This window comes from Caballeronia sp. GAWG1-1, assembly GCF_023631465.1.
Taxonomy (GTDB): Bacteria; Pseudomonadota; Gammaproteobacteria; order Burkholderiales; family Burkholderiaceae; genus Caballeronia.
In genome coordinates this window covers 149957-168433 of the sequence record NZ_JALQDB010000014.1, presented here as the reverse complement: position 1 = coordinate 168433, position 18477 = coordinate 149957, and the positions used below count along the sequence as shown (strand labels likewise).

The 18477-nt window shown below is 64.1% G+C and carries 16 protein-coding genes; 11 read left to right on the top strand and 5 right to left on the bottom strand.

Annotated features, from left to right (window positions below):
- Positions 1–52 precede the first annotated feature (52 nt).
- Together NCT03_RS09435 and NCT03_RS09430 are read left to right on the top strand one after the other, a co-directional pair.
- Entirely contained in the window at positions 53–1717 is a 1665-nt protein-coding gene (locus NCT03_RS09435; protein WP_250492588.1) for a methyl-accepting chemotaxis protein, read from the top strand.
- A gap of 277 nt (positions 1718–1994) precedes the next feature.
- Complete coding sequence (locus NCT03_RS09430) at positions 1995–2438, top strand: hypothetical protein (RefSeq protein ID WP_250492587.1); 444 nt, start codon at positions 1995–1997, stop codon at positions 2436–2438.
- Positions 2439–2448: 10 nt separating this feature from the next.
- Here NCT03_RS09430 and NCT03_RS09425 read toward each other — a convergent pair whose 3' ends face one another.
- Together NCT03_RS09425 and NCT03_RS09420 are read right to left on the bottom strand one after the other, a co-directional pair.
- Positions 2449–3918, bottom strand: a complete 1470-nt coding sequence (locus tag NCT03_RS09425) for an HDOD domain-containing protein (RefSeq protein ID WP_250492586.1) — start codon at positions 3916–3918, stop codon at positions 2449–2451.
- A 103-nt stretch (positions 3919–4021) separates the two neighbouring features.
- Complete coding sequence (locus NCT03_RS09420) at positions 4022–5968, bottom strand: putative bifunctional diguanylate cyclase/phosphodiesterase (protein ID WP_284503138.1); 1947 nt, start codon at positions 5966–5968, stop codon at positions 4022–4024.
- Positions 5969–6386: 418 nt separating this feature from the next.
- On the opposite strand from NCT03_RS09420, the gene NCT03_RS09415 reads away from it, so the two are divergent.
- From NCT03_RS09415 to NCT03_RS09405, 3 genes are read left to right on the top strand one after another with little or no spacing between them, the layout of a single operon-like run.
- Positions 6387–7682: an EAL and HDOD domain-containing protein gene (locus NCT03_RS09415; RefSeq protein ID WP_244825657.1), complete on the top strand. Its 1296-nt coding sequence runs from the start codon at positions 6387–6389 to the stop codon at positions 7680–7682.
- 52 nt (positions 7683–7734) lie between these two features.
- Complete coding sequence (locus tag NCT03_RS09410) at positions 7735–8307, top strand: peroxiredoxin (RefSeq protein ID WP_250465207.1); 573 nt, start codon at positions 7735–7737, stop codon at positions 8305–8307.
- A 47-nt stretch (positions 8308–8354) separates the two neighbouring features.
- Positions 8355–8825, top strand: a complete 471-nt coding sequence (locus tag NCT03_RS09405) for a hypothetical protein (RefSeq protein ID WP_250492585.1) — start codon at positions 8355–8357, stop codon at positions 8823–8825.
- Positions 8826–8833: 8 nt separating this feature from the next.
- Here the strand turns inward: NCT03_RS09405 and cydB are convergent, their stop codons facing one another.
- Both cydB and NCT03_RS09395 read right to left on the bottom strand, forming a co-directional pair.
- Complete coding sequence (gene cydB, locus NCT03_RS09400) at positions 8834–9841, bottom strand: cytochrome d ubiquinol oxidase subunit II (RefSeq protein ID WP_250465205.1); 1008 nt, start codon at positions 9839–9841, stop codon at positions 8834–8836.
- 20 nt (positions 9842–9861) lie between these two features.
- Positions 9862–11322 carry a cytochrome ubiquinol oxidase subunit I gene (locus NCT03_RS09395; RefSeq protein WP_250492584.1) on the bottom strand — a complete coding sequence of 487 codons (1461 nt, stop codon included), beginning with the start codon at positions 11320–11322 and terminating at the stop codon, positions 9862–9864.
- Between the two features lie 222 nt (positions 11323–11544).
- Between NCT03_RS09395 and sugE the strand changes: the two genes are divergently transcribed.
- The 6 genes from sugE (at position 11545) to NCT03_RS09365 (ending at position 17296) form a co-directional block, all read left to right on the top strand.
- Complete coding sequence (gene sugE, locus NCT03_RS09390; RefSeq protein WP_250465203.1) at positions 11545–11865, top strand: quaternary ammonium compound efflux SMR transporter SugE; 321 nt, start codon at positions 11545–11547, stop codon at positions 11863–11865.
- A gap of 324 nt (positions 11866–12189) precedes the next feature.
- The gene (locus tag NCT03_RS09385) at positions 12190–12828 is read left to right on the top strand and encodes a DUF4126 domain-containing protein (RefSeq protein ID WP_244825650.1); all 639 of its coding nucleotides are present in this window, start codon (positions 12190–12192) and stop codon (positions 12826–12828) included.
- A 110-nt stretch (positions 12829–12938) separates the two neighbouring features.
- Positions 12939–15428, top strand: a complete 2490-nt coding sequence (locus NCT03_RS09380; RefSeq protein WP_244828072.1) for an ABC transporter permease — start codon at positions 12939–12941, stop codon at positions 15426–15428.
- A 21-nt stretch (positions 15429–15449) separates the two neighbouring features.
- Complete coding sequence (locus tag NCT03_RS09375) at positions 15450–15872, top strand: group II truncated hemoglobin (RefSeq protein ID WP_250492583.1); 423 nt, start codon at positions 15450–15452, stop codon at positions 15870–15872.
- Between the two features lie 96 nt (positions 15873–15968).
- Positions 15969–16700 (top strand): alanyl-tRNA editing protein, encoded by a 732-nt coding sequence (locus NCT03_RS09370; protein ID WP_244825647.1) that lies wholly within the window; start codon positions 15969–15971, stop codon positions 16698–16700.
- On the top strand, positions 16697–17296 hold the full coding sequence (locus NCT03_RS09365) for a DUF924 family protein (protein WP_250492582.1): 600 nt from the start codon (positions 16697–16699) through the stop codon (positions 17294–17296). Before NCT03_RS09370 ends, NCT03_RS09365 begins: the two co-directional genes overlap by 4 nt.
- 420 nt (positions 17297–17716) lie before the next feature.
- On the opposite strand, the gene NCT03_RS09360 is transcribed toward NCT03_RS09365, so the two are convergent.
- A complete protein-coding gene (locus tag NCT03_RS09360) occupies positions 17717–18463 on the bottom strand; it encodes an SDR family oxidoreductase (protein WP_250492581.1) in 747 nt (248 codons plus the stop codon).
- Positions 18464–18477 lie beyond the last annotated feature (14 nt).

Sequence of the window (18477 nt, the reverse complement as noted above, 5' to 3'; positions counted from 1 at the left end):
GACGTGCCGCGCGATAGACGCGGCCGTCCAGCAAACACTTCGGGGATCTACCATGAAACTGTTCTCGCTACGCGGCGTACGCGCAACGAGCGACGCGGCCTTCCTGCCGGACGCCGCCAGCAACCATCCACGCGCGGCCGATTCCGCCAGGCGAGGGTTGAGCGTCAAGGCGACGCTGCGTCTTGCCTTCGGACTCGTGCTTGCAGGAACGCTTGCCATCGGCGCGATATCGCTGATGCAGATCAGCCGTCTGAACGGCGCGACCGAATCCATTTACACGCAGGGCGTCGTCGCGAGCCGCGCGGCGGAAGAAACGCGTGGCTATCTGCTGCGCGCGAGCCGTTCCCAAAAGATGCTGCTCACCGCGACGACCGCCAAAGAGCGCGACGATCTCGGCGCGCAGATCGAAGAGGCGCTCGCGGCCATCGGCAAGGAACAGGGACAACTCGCGCAATACGTCGATCACGCGGACCAGGACGCACTCGCCCAGCAAAAGCGTTTCGACACGGCGCTCGCCACGTGGAGTGGCAACGTGCGCGGCTTCGTGAAACTCGTGAAGGAGCAGCCGCTCGATCTTTCGCAGATGAACTGGCAAGTGGGGACGCAGGACATTTCGCTGCTGGTCGAGACCGGCAAGCTCGAAAAGATGGTCGATGAACTCGTCGCGCGGCGCGGCGCGGCCGCAAAGGCGACCATCGATGCCGCCGCGTTCATCTTTCATTCCTCGTTCGTGATGGTTTCCGTGCTGACGCTCGCGCTGCTCGGGCTGGCTATCGCCGTGAGCGAATGGGTCGTGCGGCGGCTCGCGAAGCAACTCGGCGGCGAGCCGGCTTACGCGATGGATATCGCGCGGCGCATCGCCTCGGGCGATCTGGCCAATCGCATCGCGCTTGCGCGTCGCGATGACGCGAGCATGCTGGCGGCTTTGTCGGAGATGCAGGCGGGCCTGTCGTCGACGGTCGGCGAGATTGCGGTGAGCGCGCAGGCTATCGCGTCGGCATCGAGCGAGATTTCGACGGGCAATGTCGACTTGTCGCGCCGCACCGAGGAACAGGCGGTGGCGCTCGAGAAGACCGCTTCGAGCATGGAGCAACTCACGTCGACCGTGCGCCAGAACGCCGATAACGCGATGCAGGCGAGCACGCTTGCCAACAACGCGTCGGCGATTGCGGAGAAGGGCGGCGCGGTCGTGAGCCGCGTGGTCGAAACCATGCAGCGGATCGATGCGAGCGCGAAAAGTATTGGCGACATCATCGGCGTGATCGAGGGCATCGCGTTTCAGACCAACATTCTGGCGTTGAACGCGGCGGTCGAAGCGGCGCGCGCGGGCGAGGAAGGGCGCGGCTTTGCGGTCGTGGCGGGCGAGGTGCGCAGTCTTGCACAACGTTCGTCGGCGGCGGCGAAGGAGATCAAGAGCCTGATCGATACATCGGTGGCGCGCGTGTCGGACGGCTCGTCGTTCGCGCAGGAAGCGGGCGCGACGATGGAAGAGGTCGTGCGCGCGGTGCGGCGCGTGACCGACATCATGGGTGAGATTTCGGCGGCATCGGCGGAACAGAAGACGGGCATCGAACTGATCAGCCACGCCGTCGCGCAGATGGATGCGGGCACGCAGCAGAACGCGGCGCTGGTGGAAGAGGCGGCCGCGGCGGCGCAATCGCTCGACGATCAGGCGAAGGGCTTGAATGCGCTGGTCGGGAAGTTCCAACTTGCCTGATTCGCGTGGCGTCGGGTGACGGTGAAGAAGCCCCTCGACCTGGTTTGCACGGCAAGCGCAATCGTTGAGTACGCGTACTCTTCGCGCTTGCTCAAAGTCGCAACCTCAAGCTAAAATCCGCGAACTCGGGCGCCGGCAGGGCGCCCATTCTCGCGAAAGTCATCCACACCTGCCACGTCTTGCAGTCCAAAGCGCAGTCAACGCGCCCAAGTCACGAACCGCAACGTCGAACCTTTTCAGCCGCACGCGAGAACGGCGCAAACAAAGGAACAACGTCATGTGGTCCACATCCTGTCCAATTTCCCCTCCCGCTTTGAATAGCGACTATCTGCGCGAACACGCGCGGCGGCTCTTGCGTCAGGCGCGCGATGGCGCTTCGAGCGCCGCGCTGCCCGTGTTGCGACGGCTGCAATCCGCCGACATCACACGCGCCTCGCGTCTCACCGATCTCCACGCGAAGCGCGACGCGCTGCAACTCAAGCACGTGCTCGCCATGCTCGCCAAACAACTCGGTTATTCAAGCTGGGACGCCTGCAAGAACGATATCGACACAAAACCCGCCGCGCGCATCGACCGATACCGGCTCGATGCCGGTGCGTTCAACGACTTCGAGCGCAACTGGTTCGCCAACGAAGCCGACGCGCTCGCCTGGCAGCGCGCCAACGGCGGCTATCTCGTCCCATATGGCGAGCAGGTCGTGGCTATTCTGAAGCGCGAATAGGAAGGAGGAATCAGATCAGCTCGACTTCTTTCCAGTTCGCGCTGGAAAAGAAGCGGCTGAGTTCGCGCGTGAGTTCGTTCAGCGCGCTCATTTCCGATGGCGCGATCTTGCGCACGTGTTGCGGATGCGTCCAGTCGCCGTAGACGAGCGCGACCGTCGATGCATCCGACTTCACCGGCAGCAGCACGAACGCCTGCGCCTCGCCGAGCGTCTCCTTGTACCAGCGCGGCAAGCGTGCGTCGATACGCGGATCGTGCGCGTTCTCGATAAAGATGCCCACCGGATTCGTGATCGCCAGATGGAACACGTCGGGCTTGAAGTCGGCGGAAAAGTGCAGCTTGGGCAGCATCGCTTCGACGCCGGCGCCAAGTCCCAGCCGCGCTTGGAATTCGTTGTCGGCCTGGCGCACGAATACCACCGCGCGCGACAAGCCGAGCCCCGCGAGCACCGCTTCGGAGGCAAGCGCAAGCACGGGCGCGAGCGCATTCTTCGATGGCAACGAGCGCAAGTCTTCGAGGCTCGCGCCTATGCGCGCTTCCGCGGATATTCCCGCCCGCGCGATGGCATCCGCATTGGCCTGCAGTTCGCTGATTTCACGCATCACCGAGTCGCCGCCTTCTTCGCTGGCAAGCGCGAGGCTCATCGAGGCGAGCGTCGCGGCGTCGGTGCTGAGCGCGTCGCTATAGCGATTGGCGATATCGACGAGCAAGGACTCGCGGCCGCTCGCTTCGACATGCTGCGCGGTGAGCGCGTCGGCGACTTCGGTCGAATAGTTGGTGACGGCCTGCAGCCAGCGCACGTGCTTCGGCACGTTTTCGTCGGGCGGCGCTTCAGGGTCGCTCGCCTGCATGCCGGCACGAATCGTCTCGGGCAGGCGCCAGCGGTCGGCCGCTTCCATGCCGATTTCATCGAAGGTCACGCCGAGCAGCGCGGCGCACGCGTGACTGTCGCTGATGTTGTCCGCCGCCGCCTTGCGCCGCAACTGATCCCACTCGTGTTCGAGATAGAACGCGACGAGCAGCTTGCCAATCTGCCGCATCAGCGTGCAGACCACGGCTTCTTCCGCCGAACGCAGATCAGTGCGCTCGGTGATCTGCCGCGCGACCGCGCCGGAGAGCAAGGTGCGGTTGAGTTCCAGCTTGGCGTCGATACGGCGTGGCGCACTGTGATGAAAGTGATCGACGAGTTTGAGCCCGACCACGAGATGCCCGACGGCGTCCATGCCGAGCACCATCAGCGCGCGCGTGACGGTGGTGATGTTGCCGCCGAAGGCCACGTACATCGCGGAATTGGCGAGACGCAGCACCTTCTGCGTGAGGCCGAAGTCCGACAGCACCACTTGCACGAGGGACGTGAAGTCGAGGTCGTTATCGCTCATCGCGGACACGGTCGTGCGCAGCGCCTGAGACAGCATGGGGAAATCCCCGCGCTCGCTCATGCGCGCCCACAGCTTGTCCATAATTTCGGCCTTGACTGCCATCCGTGATAAGAACCCTTCGTTGCGCGAGGATCGATTCCAATCGGCCCTCGCAGCCTTCTTTCTCATGACGTGTCGTTCGATTAGAACACGAACACGCCTTCTCTCATAATGTCTCGTGCAGCACCAGCGAATGCGACTGGAACGACGACGCCAGCTCGTCGGACGGCAGCGCGCGGCTGATCAGCCAGCCTTGAATATGGTCGCAGCCCATCTCGGCGAGCAGGTCGCGTTGCTCCTCGGTTTCGACGCCCTCGGCGACGAGTTCCAGCCCGAGCGATTGTGCGAGCCCGACCACGGCGCTCACGATCGCACGATTGTTGCGCGACGTAATCAGGTTCTCGACAAAGCTCCGGTCGATCTTGAGCTTCGACAAGGGAAACCGCTGCAGATAGGCGAGGCTCGAATAGCCGGTGCCGAAGTCGTCGACGGCGAAGCGAATGCCCACCGAAGTCAGCGCTTCGAGCAGGCAAGTCGCTTCCTCGGGATCGCGCATCAGCACGCTCTCGGTGATTTCGAGCACGATGCGGCGCGCGTCGATGCCCGTCAGCGCCAGCGCTTCCTTGACCGCCGAGGCAAAACGCTTGTCCCGGAACTGCTGCGGCGACACGTTGATCGCCACGTAATCCAGCCGGATGCCGATGGCGTCCCACTGCGCGAGCTGCATGCACGCCGCCTTCAACACCCAGTTGCCCAGATAGTTGATGAGACCGATGGACTCCGCGAGCGGAATGAACACCGTCGGCGGCACGAGCCCGTGCAGCGGATGATTCCAGCGCATCAGCGCTTCCACGCCGACCACCGCGCCCGTGCGGATCTTCGTGATCGGCTGGAAGTACAGCGAGAATTCGCCGTTGCGCACCGCTTCGTATAGCTCGGCTTCCAGCTTGAGGCGTTCGGCGTCGGCGGGGTCGTCGTCGGGTGCGTGGAACACGAGCGTGTTGCCGCCCGCGGCCTTCGCCTGCGCGAGCGCGTGATCGGCCATGCGCAACAGGCTCGCCTGAACGCCGTGCTTGCCGTTGCGCTCGACGTGCTTGTCCGCGAGCGCGGCGTGATCCGGGTACATCGCAATGCCCACGCTCGCCGACAAATGCGTATGCTGCCCGCGATGCCGATACGGCTGCGCAATCGCGTTGAGCAGACGCTTGCCGTGGCTTTCGGCGGCTTCGAGCGTGGTGCCGGCGGGCAGCAGCACGGCGAACTCGTCGCTCGCAATGCGCGCCACGCGCTCGCCCGGCGCGACGGTGTGCTGAATGCGCCGCGCCGTCTCGCGCAGCATGTCGTCGCCGGTGTCGTAACCGAGCGCGCGGTTGATCCGCTGATAATCGTCGATATCGAGCACGAGCAGCGCCGCCTGCGTGCGCGTGAGTTCGGCTTCGGCTTGCGCCGCGCTCATGGCGGTATGGAGCGCGGCGGCATTGTCGAGTCCGGTGAGCGCATCGTGATGCAGCGCGTGTTGCAGCGAATCCTCACGCTCGCGCCAGTGCGATACATCGAACGCGGCGAGCGCGAAGCCCGGCGTGCCGAGCGCGGCGGTGGACATGAGCCGCAACTCGACGCAGATCGGAATGGTCAACGACTTCACCACGTTGAGCGTCGCCGATTCGAGCTTGCCGCTCGCTCGCGCGCGAGCAATGAGCGCGTGCAGTTCGTCGGCTTCCTCGGATGGCACGAGATCGTGCAGCGTCAGCATGCTCAGATAGTCGCGGTGATACCCGATGAACTCGATGCTCGCGTCCGACACTTGCCGGAAGCGCAGGGCATCGTCGAGTTGCGCGAGGAAATCGACCGCGCCGAGCGCCAGCATGAGCACCGACTGATCCTTGTCGAAGCCGTGCGCCGCGACTGCGCTCGAAGAAGCGGGCGCGCGTGCTTGCGCTTGTGCTTCCGGCTGTACCGGCTCTTGTGCCTGCGCTTGCACGGCGGCGACGCCGGGCGCGGCGCTCACGGCTTCGCGGCGGCTCGCCACGGCGCTTCGCCATGCGCGGCCGAGCGCATCGCGAACGATGCGCCACGGTGCGCGGCGGGAGGCGGTGATCCGATTCGCTTGCATGTTGAGGTCGAGTGGTGCGTGGCGCCGGTGTTCCGCGGCCGAATAAGCAACGGCGAGGGGACACTGCGGCGCTCGAAAACGTCTTGCGGACGCTTTCGTCGGGTACGTGCCGGCACACGCGCGACACGTTCTATCAGGCGAGTTATCGGCCCATGGGACGGTTTCTTTAGCTGGAGCGACGGTGCCGCGCTGTATGGCCTAACGCGTCGAGGTTATTTGTCGTACAAAACTTGCGTATCATGCCACCTGCGATGGCACATGCGATGGCACCTGCAGTGCCGGCTGCGATGTCCGCTTGCAAGACCGTTGACCGTCGACCGGAAAATTCGCTTGAGTTGTTCAATCCCATGACCCACCATAGATTGCCGGCCTGCCTCGTTTGCAAGGCAGCGTGCTGGGCACTTCCGAGCTTCCCGTCATGGCCGATTCCCCGCTAAAGCCCGCGCCCTCCCGGCGCGAACACAGTGTCTATGTCGGCCGTCAACCCATTCTCGACGGCGACGGCGCGCTGGCTGCCTACGAATTGCTGTTTCGCGACAGCCCCGACAATCGCGCCCGCATAGCGGACGACGTGCAGGCCACCGCGCACGTGGTGGCGCGCACGGTCGGCGAGATCGGCGTGTCGGCCGTGCTGGGCGATCATCCCGGCTACGTCAACATGAGCCGCGAATTGCTCTTCGACGACATCGTCCACATCATGCAGCCCGAGCGCTTCGTGCTCGAATTGCTGGAGAGCATCGAGTTCGACGAGTCCATCTTCCGGCGCTGCGGCCAGTTGCGTAACGCAGGCTTTCGCCTGGCTCTCGACGATGTCATCCGTCTGGACGACGCGCTCCTTGCCGCGCTGCCATCCGTGGATATCGTCAAGATCGATCTTCTGTCCACCGACCGCGCGCACTTGCCGAAGCTCGCCACGACGCTCAAGACGCGCGGCAAGTTGCTGGTCGCCGAGAAGGTCGAGACGCTCGACGACTTCAAGGAAGCCAAGCGCCTGGGCTTCGACTTCTTTCAGGGCTATTTCTTCGCGCGGCCGCAAGTGCTCTCCGCAAGGCGCGCGAGTCCGGCGCGCGGTGCGCTGCTGCGGTTGCTCGCCGTGCTCGGCGGCGACCCGGCCTTGCGCGAGCTCGAGACCGAACTCAAGCGCAATCCGGACATCGTCGTGCAACTGCTGCGTCTGGCCAATTCCAGCGCGCATGCGCGCGGACGGCGCGTGTCGTCGTTGCGCGAGGCCATCGCGTCGACAGGCACACGTCAGTTGATGCGCTGGACCCAACTGCTGCTCTATGCGGACGGCAGCGGTCTGCCGTGGCGCTCGGACCCGCTCCTCCAACTCGTCGGCACGCGCGCGCGCTTCATGGAACTTGCGGCCGGCGTGCTGCGCCCGGATGACGAGCCTTTTGCCGATGCCGCCTTCATGACGGGCATCTTTTCGCTCGTGCATGTCGTGCTCGGCATGCAGCCGGAAGAAATTGTCGATAAGCTTCACCTCACGGCGGAGATCCGCTCGGCGATCCTCGAAGGCGAGGGCGCGCTCGGTGCGCTGCTGGCCATCGCGAAAGCGGCCGAACAGGGCGATGCCGCCGCGATCGATGCAAGCCGGCTGGCCGATCCCGCGCTCGCGGAACTCACGCCCGCCACGCTCTCGCAAATGCAGGTCGAAGCGGCGGCGTGGTTCACCGAGAGCCGGCTGGATCAGGACGAGGCGCAAGGCTGAGGCGCTTGCCGCTCGTCTCGCGACATTTTTGCTGCCCTCAAGCGGAGTGCATATGAAGAAAAAGATTCTGGCGACCGTCGCCGGCCTGGCCGCCGCAACCGCGGCTTGCGTGGCCGTGGTGTATTCGACTGCCGCGAGCGCCACGCTCAAACCGGGCGACGCCGCGCCGTCGTTCGTCGCCCAGGCATCGCTTGGCGGCGATGTGTATCAGTACTCGCTCGCCGACGCGCTCAAGAAAGGCCCCGTCGTCCTGTACTTCTATCCGGCGGCGTTCACCAAGGGCTGCACGATCGAAGCGCACGAATTCGCCGAGGCGGTCGATCAATACAAGGCGCAGGGCGCCACCGTGATCGGCGTGTCGCACGACAACATCGACACGCTCAAGAAGTTTTCCGTGAGCGAGTGCCGCAGCAAGTTCCCGGTTGCGGCGGATGAAGATTCGAAGATCATCCGCTCCTACGACGCCTCGCTGCCCATGAAGAGTTCGATGGCCAATCGCGTGTCCTACGTGATCGCGCCGGACGGCAAGGTGATCTACGAATACACGAGCCTTTCGCCGGATCAGCATGTCGCGAACACCTTGCAGGCCTTGCGTGACTGGAACGCGAAACACAAGGCGCAATGAGCTTGTCGTTCCGTATTCGTCGTTCAAAGAACAAGGTGTGAAGTCAGATGCCGATCGTTGTCGCACTCGCGGTTCTCGTCGCGCTCATCTATGGCGCGGTCTGGTCGTTCAACGCGCTGCACGCGCACTTCGGGCTTGCTGTCGCAGTCGGCGTGGCGGTGGTGGCGGCCGCGGCAATCGCGGCGGGCGTCGCTTACTGGCTCGCGCGGCGCCGTGAAGTCGCGGCGAACATTCCGCGCTCGGCTGGCGGCGACTGGACTCACGAACTCAAACGCGACTGGGGCGGCTTGCGGCTCGCCGCGGGCAAGCGGCTCCTGGAAGTGCGCGTGGGCGAAGCGACGGGCAGCTATATCTTTGCCGATCTGCGCGGCGCGCGCGAGGAGCAGGGCAACGCGGTCGTCCTCACCGTCGCGGATTCGAAACATCCGGAATGGCGTCTGCCCATCAACGATACAGCCAATGCTCGCAAGTGGACGCGCATCCTCACGCTCGCCACGCGCCAGAAGCTTCAGTCATGACCAAGCGGCTATTGCGTGTGATAGCCGAGATCGCCGCGCACCTTGCCGCGAAACACCCAGTAAGACCAGATCACGTAGATGATGATGACCGGCAGCAGGAACATCGTGCCGATCAGCAGAAACTGATGCGATAACGGTGCGGCCGATGCGTCCCACAGCGTCACCGAAGGCGGCGCAATGAACGGCCACAGGCTGATCACGAGCCCGGTGAACGCGAGGAAGAAGAGGCCCACGGAGCACAGAAAGGGCAGCACTTCGCGGCCTTTTTGCAAGCTCGACCACAACGTCCACGCAAGGAGCGCGGTCAACACCGGCACGGGCGTGAACGCGAAGCTCTGCGGAAAGCCGAACCAGCGCGCCGCGATGCGCGCATCTTTCAGCGGTGTCCACAGGCTGATCAGCAAGATGAACGCGATCACGCCGAGCAGTGCATGACGCGCCATCTTGCGACCCCACGCCTGCAACTCGCCTTCGGTCTTGAGCACGAGCCAGGTCGAGCCCTGCAACGCATAGCCGAAGATCAGCCCGACGCCGACGAGTAGCGGAAACGGCGCCACCCAGTTCCAGCTCGTGCCGGCGTACTGCCGGCCGTGGATCGGAAAGCCCTGGATGAACATGCCGAGCACCGTGCCTTGCGCGAAGGTCGCGACGAGCGAGCCGTAGCCGAACGCGCCATCCCACAGCCATCGGCGCGCGCCCTCGACCTCGCGGAATTCGAACGCGACGCCGCGAAAGATCAGCCCGAGCAGCATGAAGAGAATTGGAAAGTAGACCGCCGGCACGATGATCGCGAAGGCCAGCGGGAACACCGCGAACAAGCCGCCGCCGCCGAGGATCAGCCAAGTTTCGTTGAAGTCCCACACCGGCGCGACGGAGTGGATCATCAAGTTGCGTTCGTCGGGATCGCGGCGCAGCAAGAACAGCATGCCGACGCCCAGATCGAAGCCGTCGAGCAGCACGTACATGAATACGGCCAGCGCGAGGATGGCGGCCCACAAAGGCACGAGATCGAGCATCGCGGTCTCCTGTTGACTTGTTATGGGCGATGCGGCGGGACGACGTCGTCGCGATTCGCCGTGCGCGCGCCGCCGTCGCCGCCTGCCGTGACCGCCGATACCGCCGACAGCGGCCGCGCCGCGCGCGTCTTCGTATCGAGCGATTCGTTCTCATGGTCACGCGACGCGTCGGTCGGCCCAATGCGCACGAGCCGCCGCAACAGCACGAAGCCCGCGCCGAAGATCACGAGATAAGCCAGCATGTAGAGCGCCCAGGACAGGCCGACGTCGGCGGTGGTGAGCGAGGGCGTGACGGAATCGCGCGTGCGCAGGATGCCATACACGGTCCACGGCTGACGGCCCGCTTCGGTGGTGGTCCAGCCCGCGATCACCGCGATGAAGCCGAGCGGCATGGCGAACGTCGCGCAACGCAGCCAGCGCGTGCTTTGTTCCAGCTTGCCGCGCGCGAACAGCACGATGCCCGACAGCACGAGCGCGAACATCAGAAGCGCGATCCCGACCATGATGTGAAAGGCGAAAAACACCACGGCGACAGGCGGGCGGTCTTCGCGCGGAAAGTCCTTCAGCCCGCGCACGACTCCGTTCGGATCGTGCGTGAGGTAAAGGCTGCCGAGCACGGGAATTGAAATCTCGAAGCGGTTGCGCTCTTCCTTTTCGTCGGGAACGGAGAAGAGATTCGCGGGCACGCGCGAGCCGGTTTCCCACAGACCTTCCATCGCCGCGAGCTTGGCGGGCTGATATTTGAGCGTGTTCAGACCGTGCGAATCGCCGATCACCATCTGGATCGGCACCATGATGATGAGAAAGATCAGCGACATCTTGAGCATCACGCGACTTTCCTCGACAGCGCGTTTTTGCCGCAGATACATGGCGCCGACGCCGAGAATGACGAAGCCCGTCGTGACGAGGAACGCGCTCACCGTATGCCCGAGCCGATACGGAAACGACGGCGTGAAGATCACGTCGAAGAAGCTCACCACTTCGAAGCGGCCGTCCGGCAACATGCGATGCCCTTGCGGCGTCTGCATCCAGCTATTGACGGCGAGAATCCAGAACGACGAGATGACCGTGCCCGCCGCGACGAAGATCGCGGACATGACGTGCGCCCATTGCGGCACGAGCTTGCGTCCGAACAGGAGCACGCCGAGAAACGCCGATTCGAGGAAGAACGCCGTCAGCACTTCGTAGCCCATCAGCGGGCCGACGACATTGGCGGTGGCATCGGAGAAACGGCTCCAGTTGGTGCCGAACTGAAACGGCATGACGATGCCCGACACCACGCCCATGCCGAACGACACCGCGAAGATTTTCAGCCAGAACGCGGACAGGCGCCGGTAGACATCGCGCTTGGTGATCCACCAGTTGAATTCGAGCGTCGCGATGAAGCACGACAGGCCGACCGTGAACGCGGGCAGCAGTATGTGGAACGCGACGACCCAGGCGAACTGGAAACGTGAAAGCAGGACCGAATCGACATCCATGAGCGCTCCTTTTGTGTTTCTGTAAAGGGCGGGGCGAAGGGTGCACGGTCGCACACTGGTGGCGCGCGCTCCATTAATACACGGTTTTACATCGCTCGGCACGAGGAGCGAGAAGCCTTGCTGCACCAAATCGGTATAATTACGGTCTGCTTTCGCCGCGTGGACGACCGCGCGCGCTTCTTGTTACCGGGGACGGCCCCGTTCCTTCGAGGAAGTCACCTCATGTCCTGGATTCTTCTTTTTATCGCCGGTTTGCTCGAAGTGGCATGGGCCGCCGGGCTCAAGTCATCGGAAGGCTTTACGCGGCTCTGGCCGTCGGTGTTCACGCTGGTGACGGCCATCGGCAGCTTCGTCTTGCTTGCCATGGCCATGCGCCAGTTGCCGCTTGGCACCGCTTACGCTGTTTGGACGGGAATCGGCGCGGTCGGCGCGTTTATTTTCGGCATCGTGTTTTTGGGCGAGGCGTTGACGGCGGCGCGTATCGGCAGCGCGGCGCTGATCGTCGCGGGGCTCATCGGACTCAAGCTCTCGTCCGGACATTGACGCGCTGTTGCACCGGCGCCACCGCAATGGTCGCCGGTGCGAGCGGCAGCGCACTTCGGGCGGCATTCGCCGGATGCATTGCTGCACCGCTTCATTTTGCATGGATATAATGGTCTGAAGGCATTTCCGATTTTCAGCAATCTCCGATTGCAGATAACACCACTCGGCGAGCCGCACCGTTTTATCTTTCCGCCTGCGTCACGAGGCTTTTTTCGATATCCTCGTTGATATGGGCGGCTTCTTCCGGCATCCGGGCCGGAAAGAAGCGACGTTCAGACCGGCGCACACGGTTGGCCGGGTTGCTGGCGCAACAAGGAGGCGGCAATGCTTGAGTCACTTTCGCTCGCTGCGGGCCTGTCATGGGCGAGCGGGTTGCGCCTGTATCTCACGGTCTTCATCGCGGGTCTGTTTGAACGCATCGGTCTCATCCATCTTCCTGATTCGCTCGCGGTGCTCGGTTCGCCGTGGGTGATCGGCGTGGCGGCGGTGCTCGCCGTCGTCGAATTTCTCGCCGACAAGATTCCCGCGCTTGATTCGCTGTGGGACGCCATTCACACGTTCATCCGCATTCCGGCGGGCGCCGTGCTTGCCGCCGGCACGCTCGGTCATGCCGATCCGGCCATGCTCACCATCGCGGCGTTGGCGGGCGGAACGCTTGCCGGCGCCTCGCATTTCGCCAAGGCGGGCACGCGCGCGCTGATCAATCTCTCGCCCGAACCGGTGTCGAACTGGGCGGCATCCGCGACGGAAGACATCGGCGTGCTGCTTGGCATCACGCTCGCGCTCTTCGTGCCGGTGCTGTTCCTCGTCATGCTGATTGCGTTCCTGGTCATCGCCGGTTGGGCGCTGCCGCGCCTCGTGCGCGGCGTGCACGGCGGCATATCGCGCATGGCCAAGCACATGCTGCCCGGCAGCGGCGCGCCGCAAACGTCGATCACGAGCCTGCGGAGCAAGCACGATTGAGCACCGCGGCGCGCAACGACTCCACTCCCTCCAAGGCCGCGCTCAAAGCCGACCGCACGCATCCTCCCGTCCGGCTCGATTTTCTGCAGACCGCGCGTCAGGCGTGGCGCATGACCGCGCGTGACTGGCGCGCGGGCGAACTCACCATGCTGCTGCTCGCGCTGGTGCTGGCGGTGGCGGCGCTGTCGAGCGTCGGTTTTCTCTCCGACCGCATGCGTCAAGGGCTCGTGCGCGACGGCCGTCAGATGATCGCGGCGGACTTCGTCGTGCGCTCGGATCATCCCGTCGATGCGATGTTCACCGACCAAGCCAGGTCGCTCGGCCTCGAAACCGCCGGGACCACGATCTTCCCGAGCATGATCAGCTCGACCGCGGCGCAGCCCGCCTCGCGGCTCGCGGCGATCAAGGGCGTGACGCAAGGTTATCCGCTGCGTGGCGCGCTGCGTATCGCGTCGGCGCCCGGCAAGCCCGACGCGCCCGTCAACGGCATTCCCGCGCCCGGCACCGTCTGGGTCGATGCGTCCCTGCTCGATGCGCTGAAAACGCAGCCCGGCGGCACGGTGAAGGTCGGCACGCGCACGTTCAAGGTGGCGGGCATCATCACGCGCGAGATGGATCGCGGCTTTTCCTTCGTCAACTTCTCGCCGCGCCTCATGATGCGCGCCGATGAAATCGCCGCCACGGGATTGCTCGGCTACGGCAGCCGCGTGACTTACCGCTTGCTGGTCGCGGGACCGGATGCGCAGATCGAGCGCTTCGCGCAATTCGCCCGCGATAAGACCGACGGCGGCAAATTGCGCGGCGTCGGACTCGAATCGCTGTCGGACGGGCAGCCGCAAGTGCGGCAGACCATCGATCGCGCGAGCCACTTTCTCACGCTCGTTTCGCTGCTGACGGCGATGCTCGCGGCGGTAGCCATCGCCATGGCCGCGCATCGTTTTGCGCGGCGGCATCTCGACGGCTGCGCCACCATGCGTTGCCTGGGCGTCAGTCAGCGCACGCTGCGCGCGTTGTTTCTGAACGAATTCCTGGCGATCGGCGTGATCGGCAGCGCGCTTGGCGTCGTGCTCGGTTTCGGCGGCCATCTCGTGCTGCTGAACTGGCTGGGCTCGCTCGTCGATGTCGATTTGCCGCAGCCCTCCGTCTGGCCCGCGCTGCAAGGCATTGCGATGGGCCTCGTGCTGCTGCTCGGCTTCGCCCTGCCGCCGCTTTTGCCGCTCACGCGCGTGCCGCCTGTGCATGTGATCCGCCGTGAACTCGGCGATGCAAAGCGCGTCGCTTATGCGGCCTACGGCGTCGGCGTCGTGCTGTTCGCGGCGTTGCTCATCGTCGCGGCGGGCGAGTTGAAGCTCGGCGGCATCGTCGCGGGCGGATTCGCGGCCGGCCTCCTGATCTTCGGCGTGATCGCGCGCGCGGCGTTGTGGGCGGCGGCGCGCTTCGTGCGGCGGGAAAAGAGCCGCGCGGGCGTGGGCTGGCGTTATGCGCTGGCGTCGCTCGAACGGCGCAGCGGCGCGAGCGCGTTGCAGATCACGGCGCTCGGCATCGGCCTCATGTGTTTGTTGCTGATAGCGATGACGCGCGACGACCTCATCAAGGGCTGGCGCGCCGCCACGCCGCCGGATGCGCCCAACGAGTTTCTCATCGACATCCAGCCGGATCAGCGCGAAGGCGTGCTCGCGTATCTGCATGGGCATGGCCAACCCGATGCCGCGCTCTCGCCGATGGTGCGCGCGCGTCTCGTCGCCATCAATGGCAAGGCGGTGAATCCGGACAGCTACGACAAGCCGGATGCAAAACGGCTCGTCGATCGCGAATTCAATCTCTCCTACACCACCGAATTGCCGGGCGATAACCGCGTGACGCAGGGCACGTGGTTCGGCAAGAACGCGCAGCCGGCGGTGTCGATAGAAGAGGGCATCGCGAAAACTATTCGCGTGAAGATGGGCGACACGCTGCGTTTCGATGTCGCCGGCATGCCGGTCGAGGCGCCGGTGACGAGCGTGCGCAAGGTCGACTGGAATTCGTTCAAGGTCAACTTTTTCGTGCTGATGCCGCCCGAGACGCTGGCCGACCTTCCCGCGACGTTCATCACGAGTTTTCATCTGCCGCCGGAACAGGCGCGCACCATCGACGGCCTCGTCGCCGCCTATCCGAACGTGACCGCCATCGATACCGCGCCGATCCTCGCGCAGATTCAGCGAACGCTCGACCAGGTGATCGGCGCGGTGCAGTTCCTGTTCATCTTCACGCTCGCGGCCGGCGTGCTGGTGCTCTATGCGGCGCTTGCCGGCACGCGCGACGAACGCATGCGCGAGTCGGCTCTGTTGCGGGCTTTGGGCGCATCGCATCGGCAGATTCGTTCGGTGCAGGTCGCCGAGTTCGTCGCGGTCGGCGCGTTGTCCGGCCTGATGGCGGCGCTCGGTGCGCAGGGCATCGGTTACGTGCTTGCATCGCGCGTGTTCGAGTTTCATATCGAGTTCAACCCGTGGCTCGTGCCGGTTGGCATCGTCGCGGGCGTTGCTTGCGCGGCGCTCGGCGGCTGGATGAGCCTGCGGCGCGTGCTGGCGCGTCCGGCCTTGCAATCGCTGCGCGACGCCTGAGTTTTCTGTTGTCCAAAAGCAATGAGCGAAGTCAATTCCCAACCTTCCGACGATGAAGTCCAAAAGCCCACGCCGTTCGAACTGATCGGCGGCGAGGAACGTCTGCGCGCGATGGTCGATCGCTTTTACGATCTGATGGACCTCGAACCCGAATTCGCGGGCTTGCGCGCGCTGCATCCGCCGACACTCGACAACTCCCGCGACAAGACCTTCTGGTTCCTGTGCGGCTGGATGGGCAGACCGGATCACTACATCAGCCGCTTCGGCCATCCGCGTTTGCGGGCGCGGCATATGCCGTTCGCCATTGCAACGGCCGAGCGCGATCAATGGTTGCGCTGCATGGCGTGGGCGATGCAGGACATCGGCCTCGACGAGCCTTTGCGCGAGCGCCTTCTCACCTCTTTCTTCGATACCGCCGACTGGATGCGCAACCGGCCCGGCTGATTCGCGCGCTTTTGTATCGGTCCAAGGCAGCGGCGCGTGCGGCATGATCTGCGGAACGGCTTTTTGCCGCCCCACGAAACATCGCAAGGACAAGACATGAGCACACGCGCACTCTTTCGCGAGGACGCTTATCGCACGCAGTGCGAGGCGAGCGTCACGGCTATCGACGAAATGGGCATCCACCTCGATCAAACCGTGTTTTATCCGCTCGGCGGCGGCCAGGCCGGCGATGCGGGCACGCTGACGCTTGCCGACGGCACGAAGATCGTCATCGCCGACACGCGCAAGGCGAAGTTCGAAGGCGCCACGCCCGACGACGCCGTGCATGTGCCCGCGCCCGGCCAGGAAGAAGCGCTTTCGCTTTTGAAGGTTGGCGACAGAGTGAGCGCGGAGATCGACTGGGAGCGGCGGTATCGGCATATGCGGCTGCATACGGCGAGTCATCTGATGTGCGCGGTACTGCCGTATCCGGTGGATGGATGCAGCATCACGAGAGACTATGCGCGCCTCGACTTCGCGACGGTCGAGCCTATCGAACGTGAGCGCGTGGAAGCGCGTCTGGCGGAACTGATCGGCGGCGCGCACGACGTGAATACCGAATGGATCACCGACGACGAGATGACCGCGCGCCCTGAACTCGTCCGCACGATGAGCGTAAAGCCGCCGATGGGCCTTGGCCGCGTGCGCCTGTTGCGCATCGAGAACGTGGATTTGCAGCCATGCGGCGGCACACATGTGCGTAATACGGGCGAGATCGGCGGCTTGCGGATTGCGAAGCTGGAGAAGAAGAGCGCGCGCACGCGGCGACTGGTGCTGGAGCTGGTTTGAACGCGCGAGCGGAAGCACTCGATCCGCGCGCGAGCGCGATACTCGAATTCTGGTTCGGCGCGGTCGGCTCGCCTGAGGCCGGGACGGAACGCAAGCTGTGGTGGAAAAAGAAGCCTGCCTTCGATGCGCAGATCAGCGAGCGTTTCGGCGCGGTGCTCGAAGAAGCGCTGTCGGGCGGTTTGCGTGAATGGGAGCGCACGCCTTCGGGTGCGCTTGCGCTGATCGTGCTGCTCGACCAGTTTTCGCGCAATTGTTATCGGCATACGCCGCGCGCGTTTGCGGGCGACGAGCGTGCGTTGGCGTTGGCGAAAGCGCTGGTCGATTCCGGCGATGATTTGCGCTTGGCCGATGCATACCATCGTGCGTTTGCGTATATGCCATTCGAGCATGACGAGACGATGGAGAGCCAGCTTCGCGCGGTTGAATTGTTTGGGAAATTAGAGAAAGAAGAGGGCGTGACGAGCTTCCATGAATCGGCGATGAAGCATGCGGAAGTCATCGAACGATTCGGGCGCTTTCCGCATCGCAACCGAATTTTGGGCAGGCCGACGACGAAGGACGAAGAAACGTGGCTGACGACACGCGGCGGCTTTTAGAGGGAGGCGAACCCGATGATTGCGCGCAGCGAGTCACAAAGGCGTGGCTAGGAGGTCCGAAGAGCATTAAGACCGGTAGTCAATGTGAGTGCTCGAGTAGAACTGCGCAAAGACAAGGCTTCGATCAGCGGGCCGCAAAGAAGGTCATCAACTGCGGAGAGGTGACAAAAAAATTCGCAGACAACGGCCCATTGCAGGGCAAGCGCTCGAAGAGAATCATCAGCTGCGAACGACTACGAGCGTGAGAAAGGGGAAGTGCTCAAAGGGTTTGTGGTAAATAGCGGGGAACCAGTTGTGCTTCAGAAGCCGGTTCCTAAGCTGCTTTCTTTGGTGACTTTCTTTGCAGCAGCAAAGAAAGTTACCCCTCCGCCGGGGAGGCGGCTACTGAACAAAACGCAGCAAAAGAAAAAAAGAAAGCACTCACCGCCCACCGGCGACATCGATCAAAGCCCCGGTGACATAAGAAGCGGCGTCGGAGAGCAGCCAGACGATAGCCTCGCCGACTTCATCGGCGGACCCGGCGCGCCCGATAGGCGTTTGCCCACCCAGCACCTGAGCCCGATCGGGCTTACCACCACTAGCGTGAATCTCCGTCTCGATGAGACCTGGCCGAATGGCATTGACCCTTACCCCTTCGCGCCCGAGCTCTTTGGAAAGCCCGATGGTGAGTGTATCGATAGCCCCTTTGGAAGCCGCATAATCGACATACTCCCCCGGGCCGCCCAATCTGGCGGCCGCCGAAGAAACATTCACGAGCGACCCGCCCTTGCCACCACGCGAAGTGGAAAGCCGCCGCGCCGCTTCACGAGCGCAAAGAAACGCGCCGAGCACATTGGTATCGAAAATACGTTTCATGCGCTCGATATCCATGTCCGCGAGCATGGAGCCAGGCGCGACGATGCCCGCGTTATTCACCACGCCATCGAGCTTGCCGAACGCCTTCTCGGTGGCATCGAACATCGCGACGATCGCCGCCTCTTCGCACACGTCGCCCTGAATGGCGATCGCCTTGCCGCCAGCGGCTTGCACCGCGGCGACGGTTTCATCGGCGGCACTGGCGTTATTCGCATAGTTCACGCCGACCGACCAGCCGCGCGCGCCCGCGAGCAGCGCTGCCGAGCGGCCGATGCCGCGGCTCGCGCCCGTAATCAGGATGACTTTGGACATCGTGTCGACCGTTA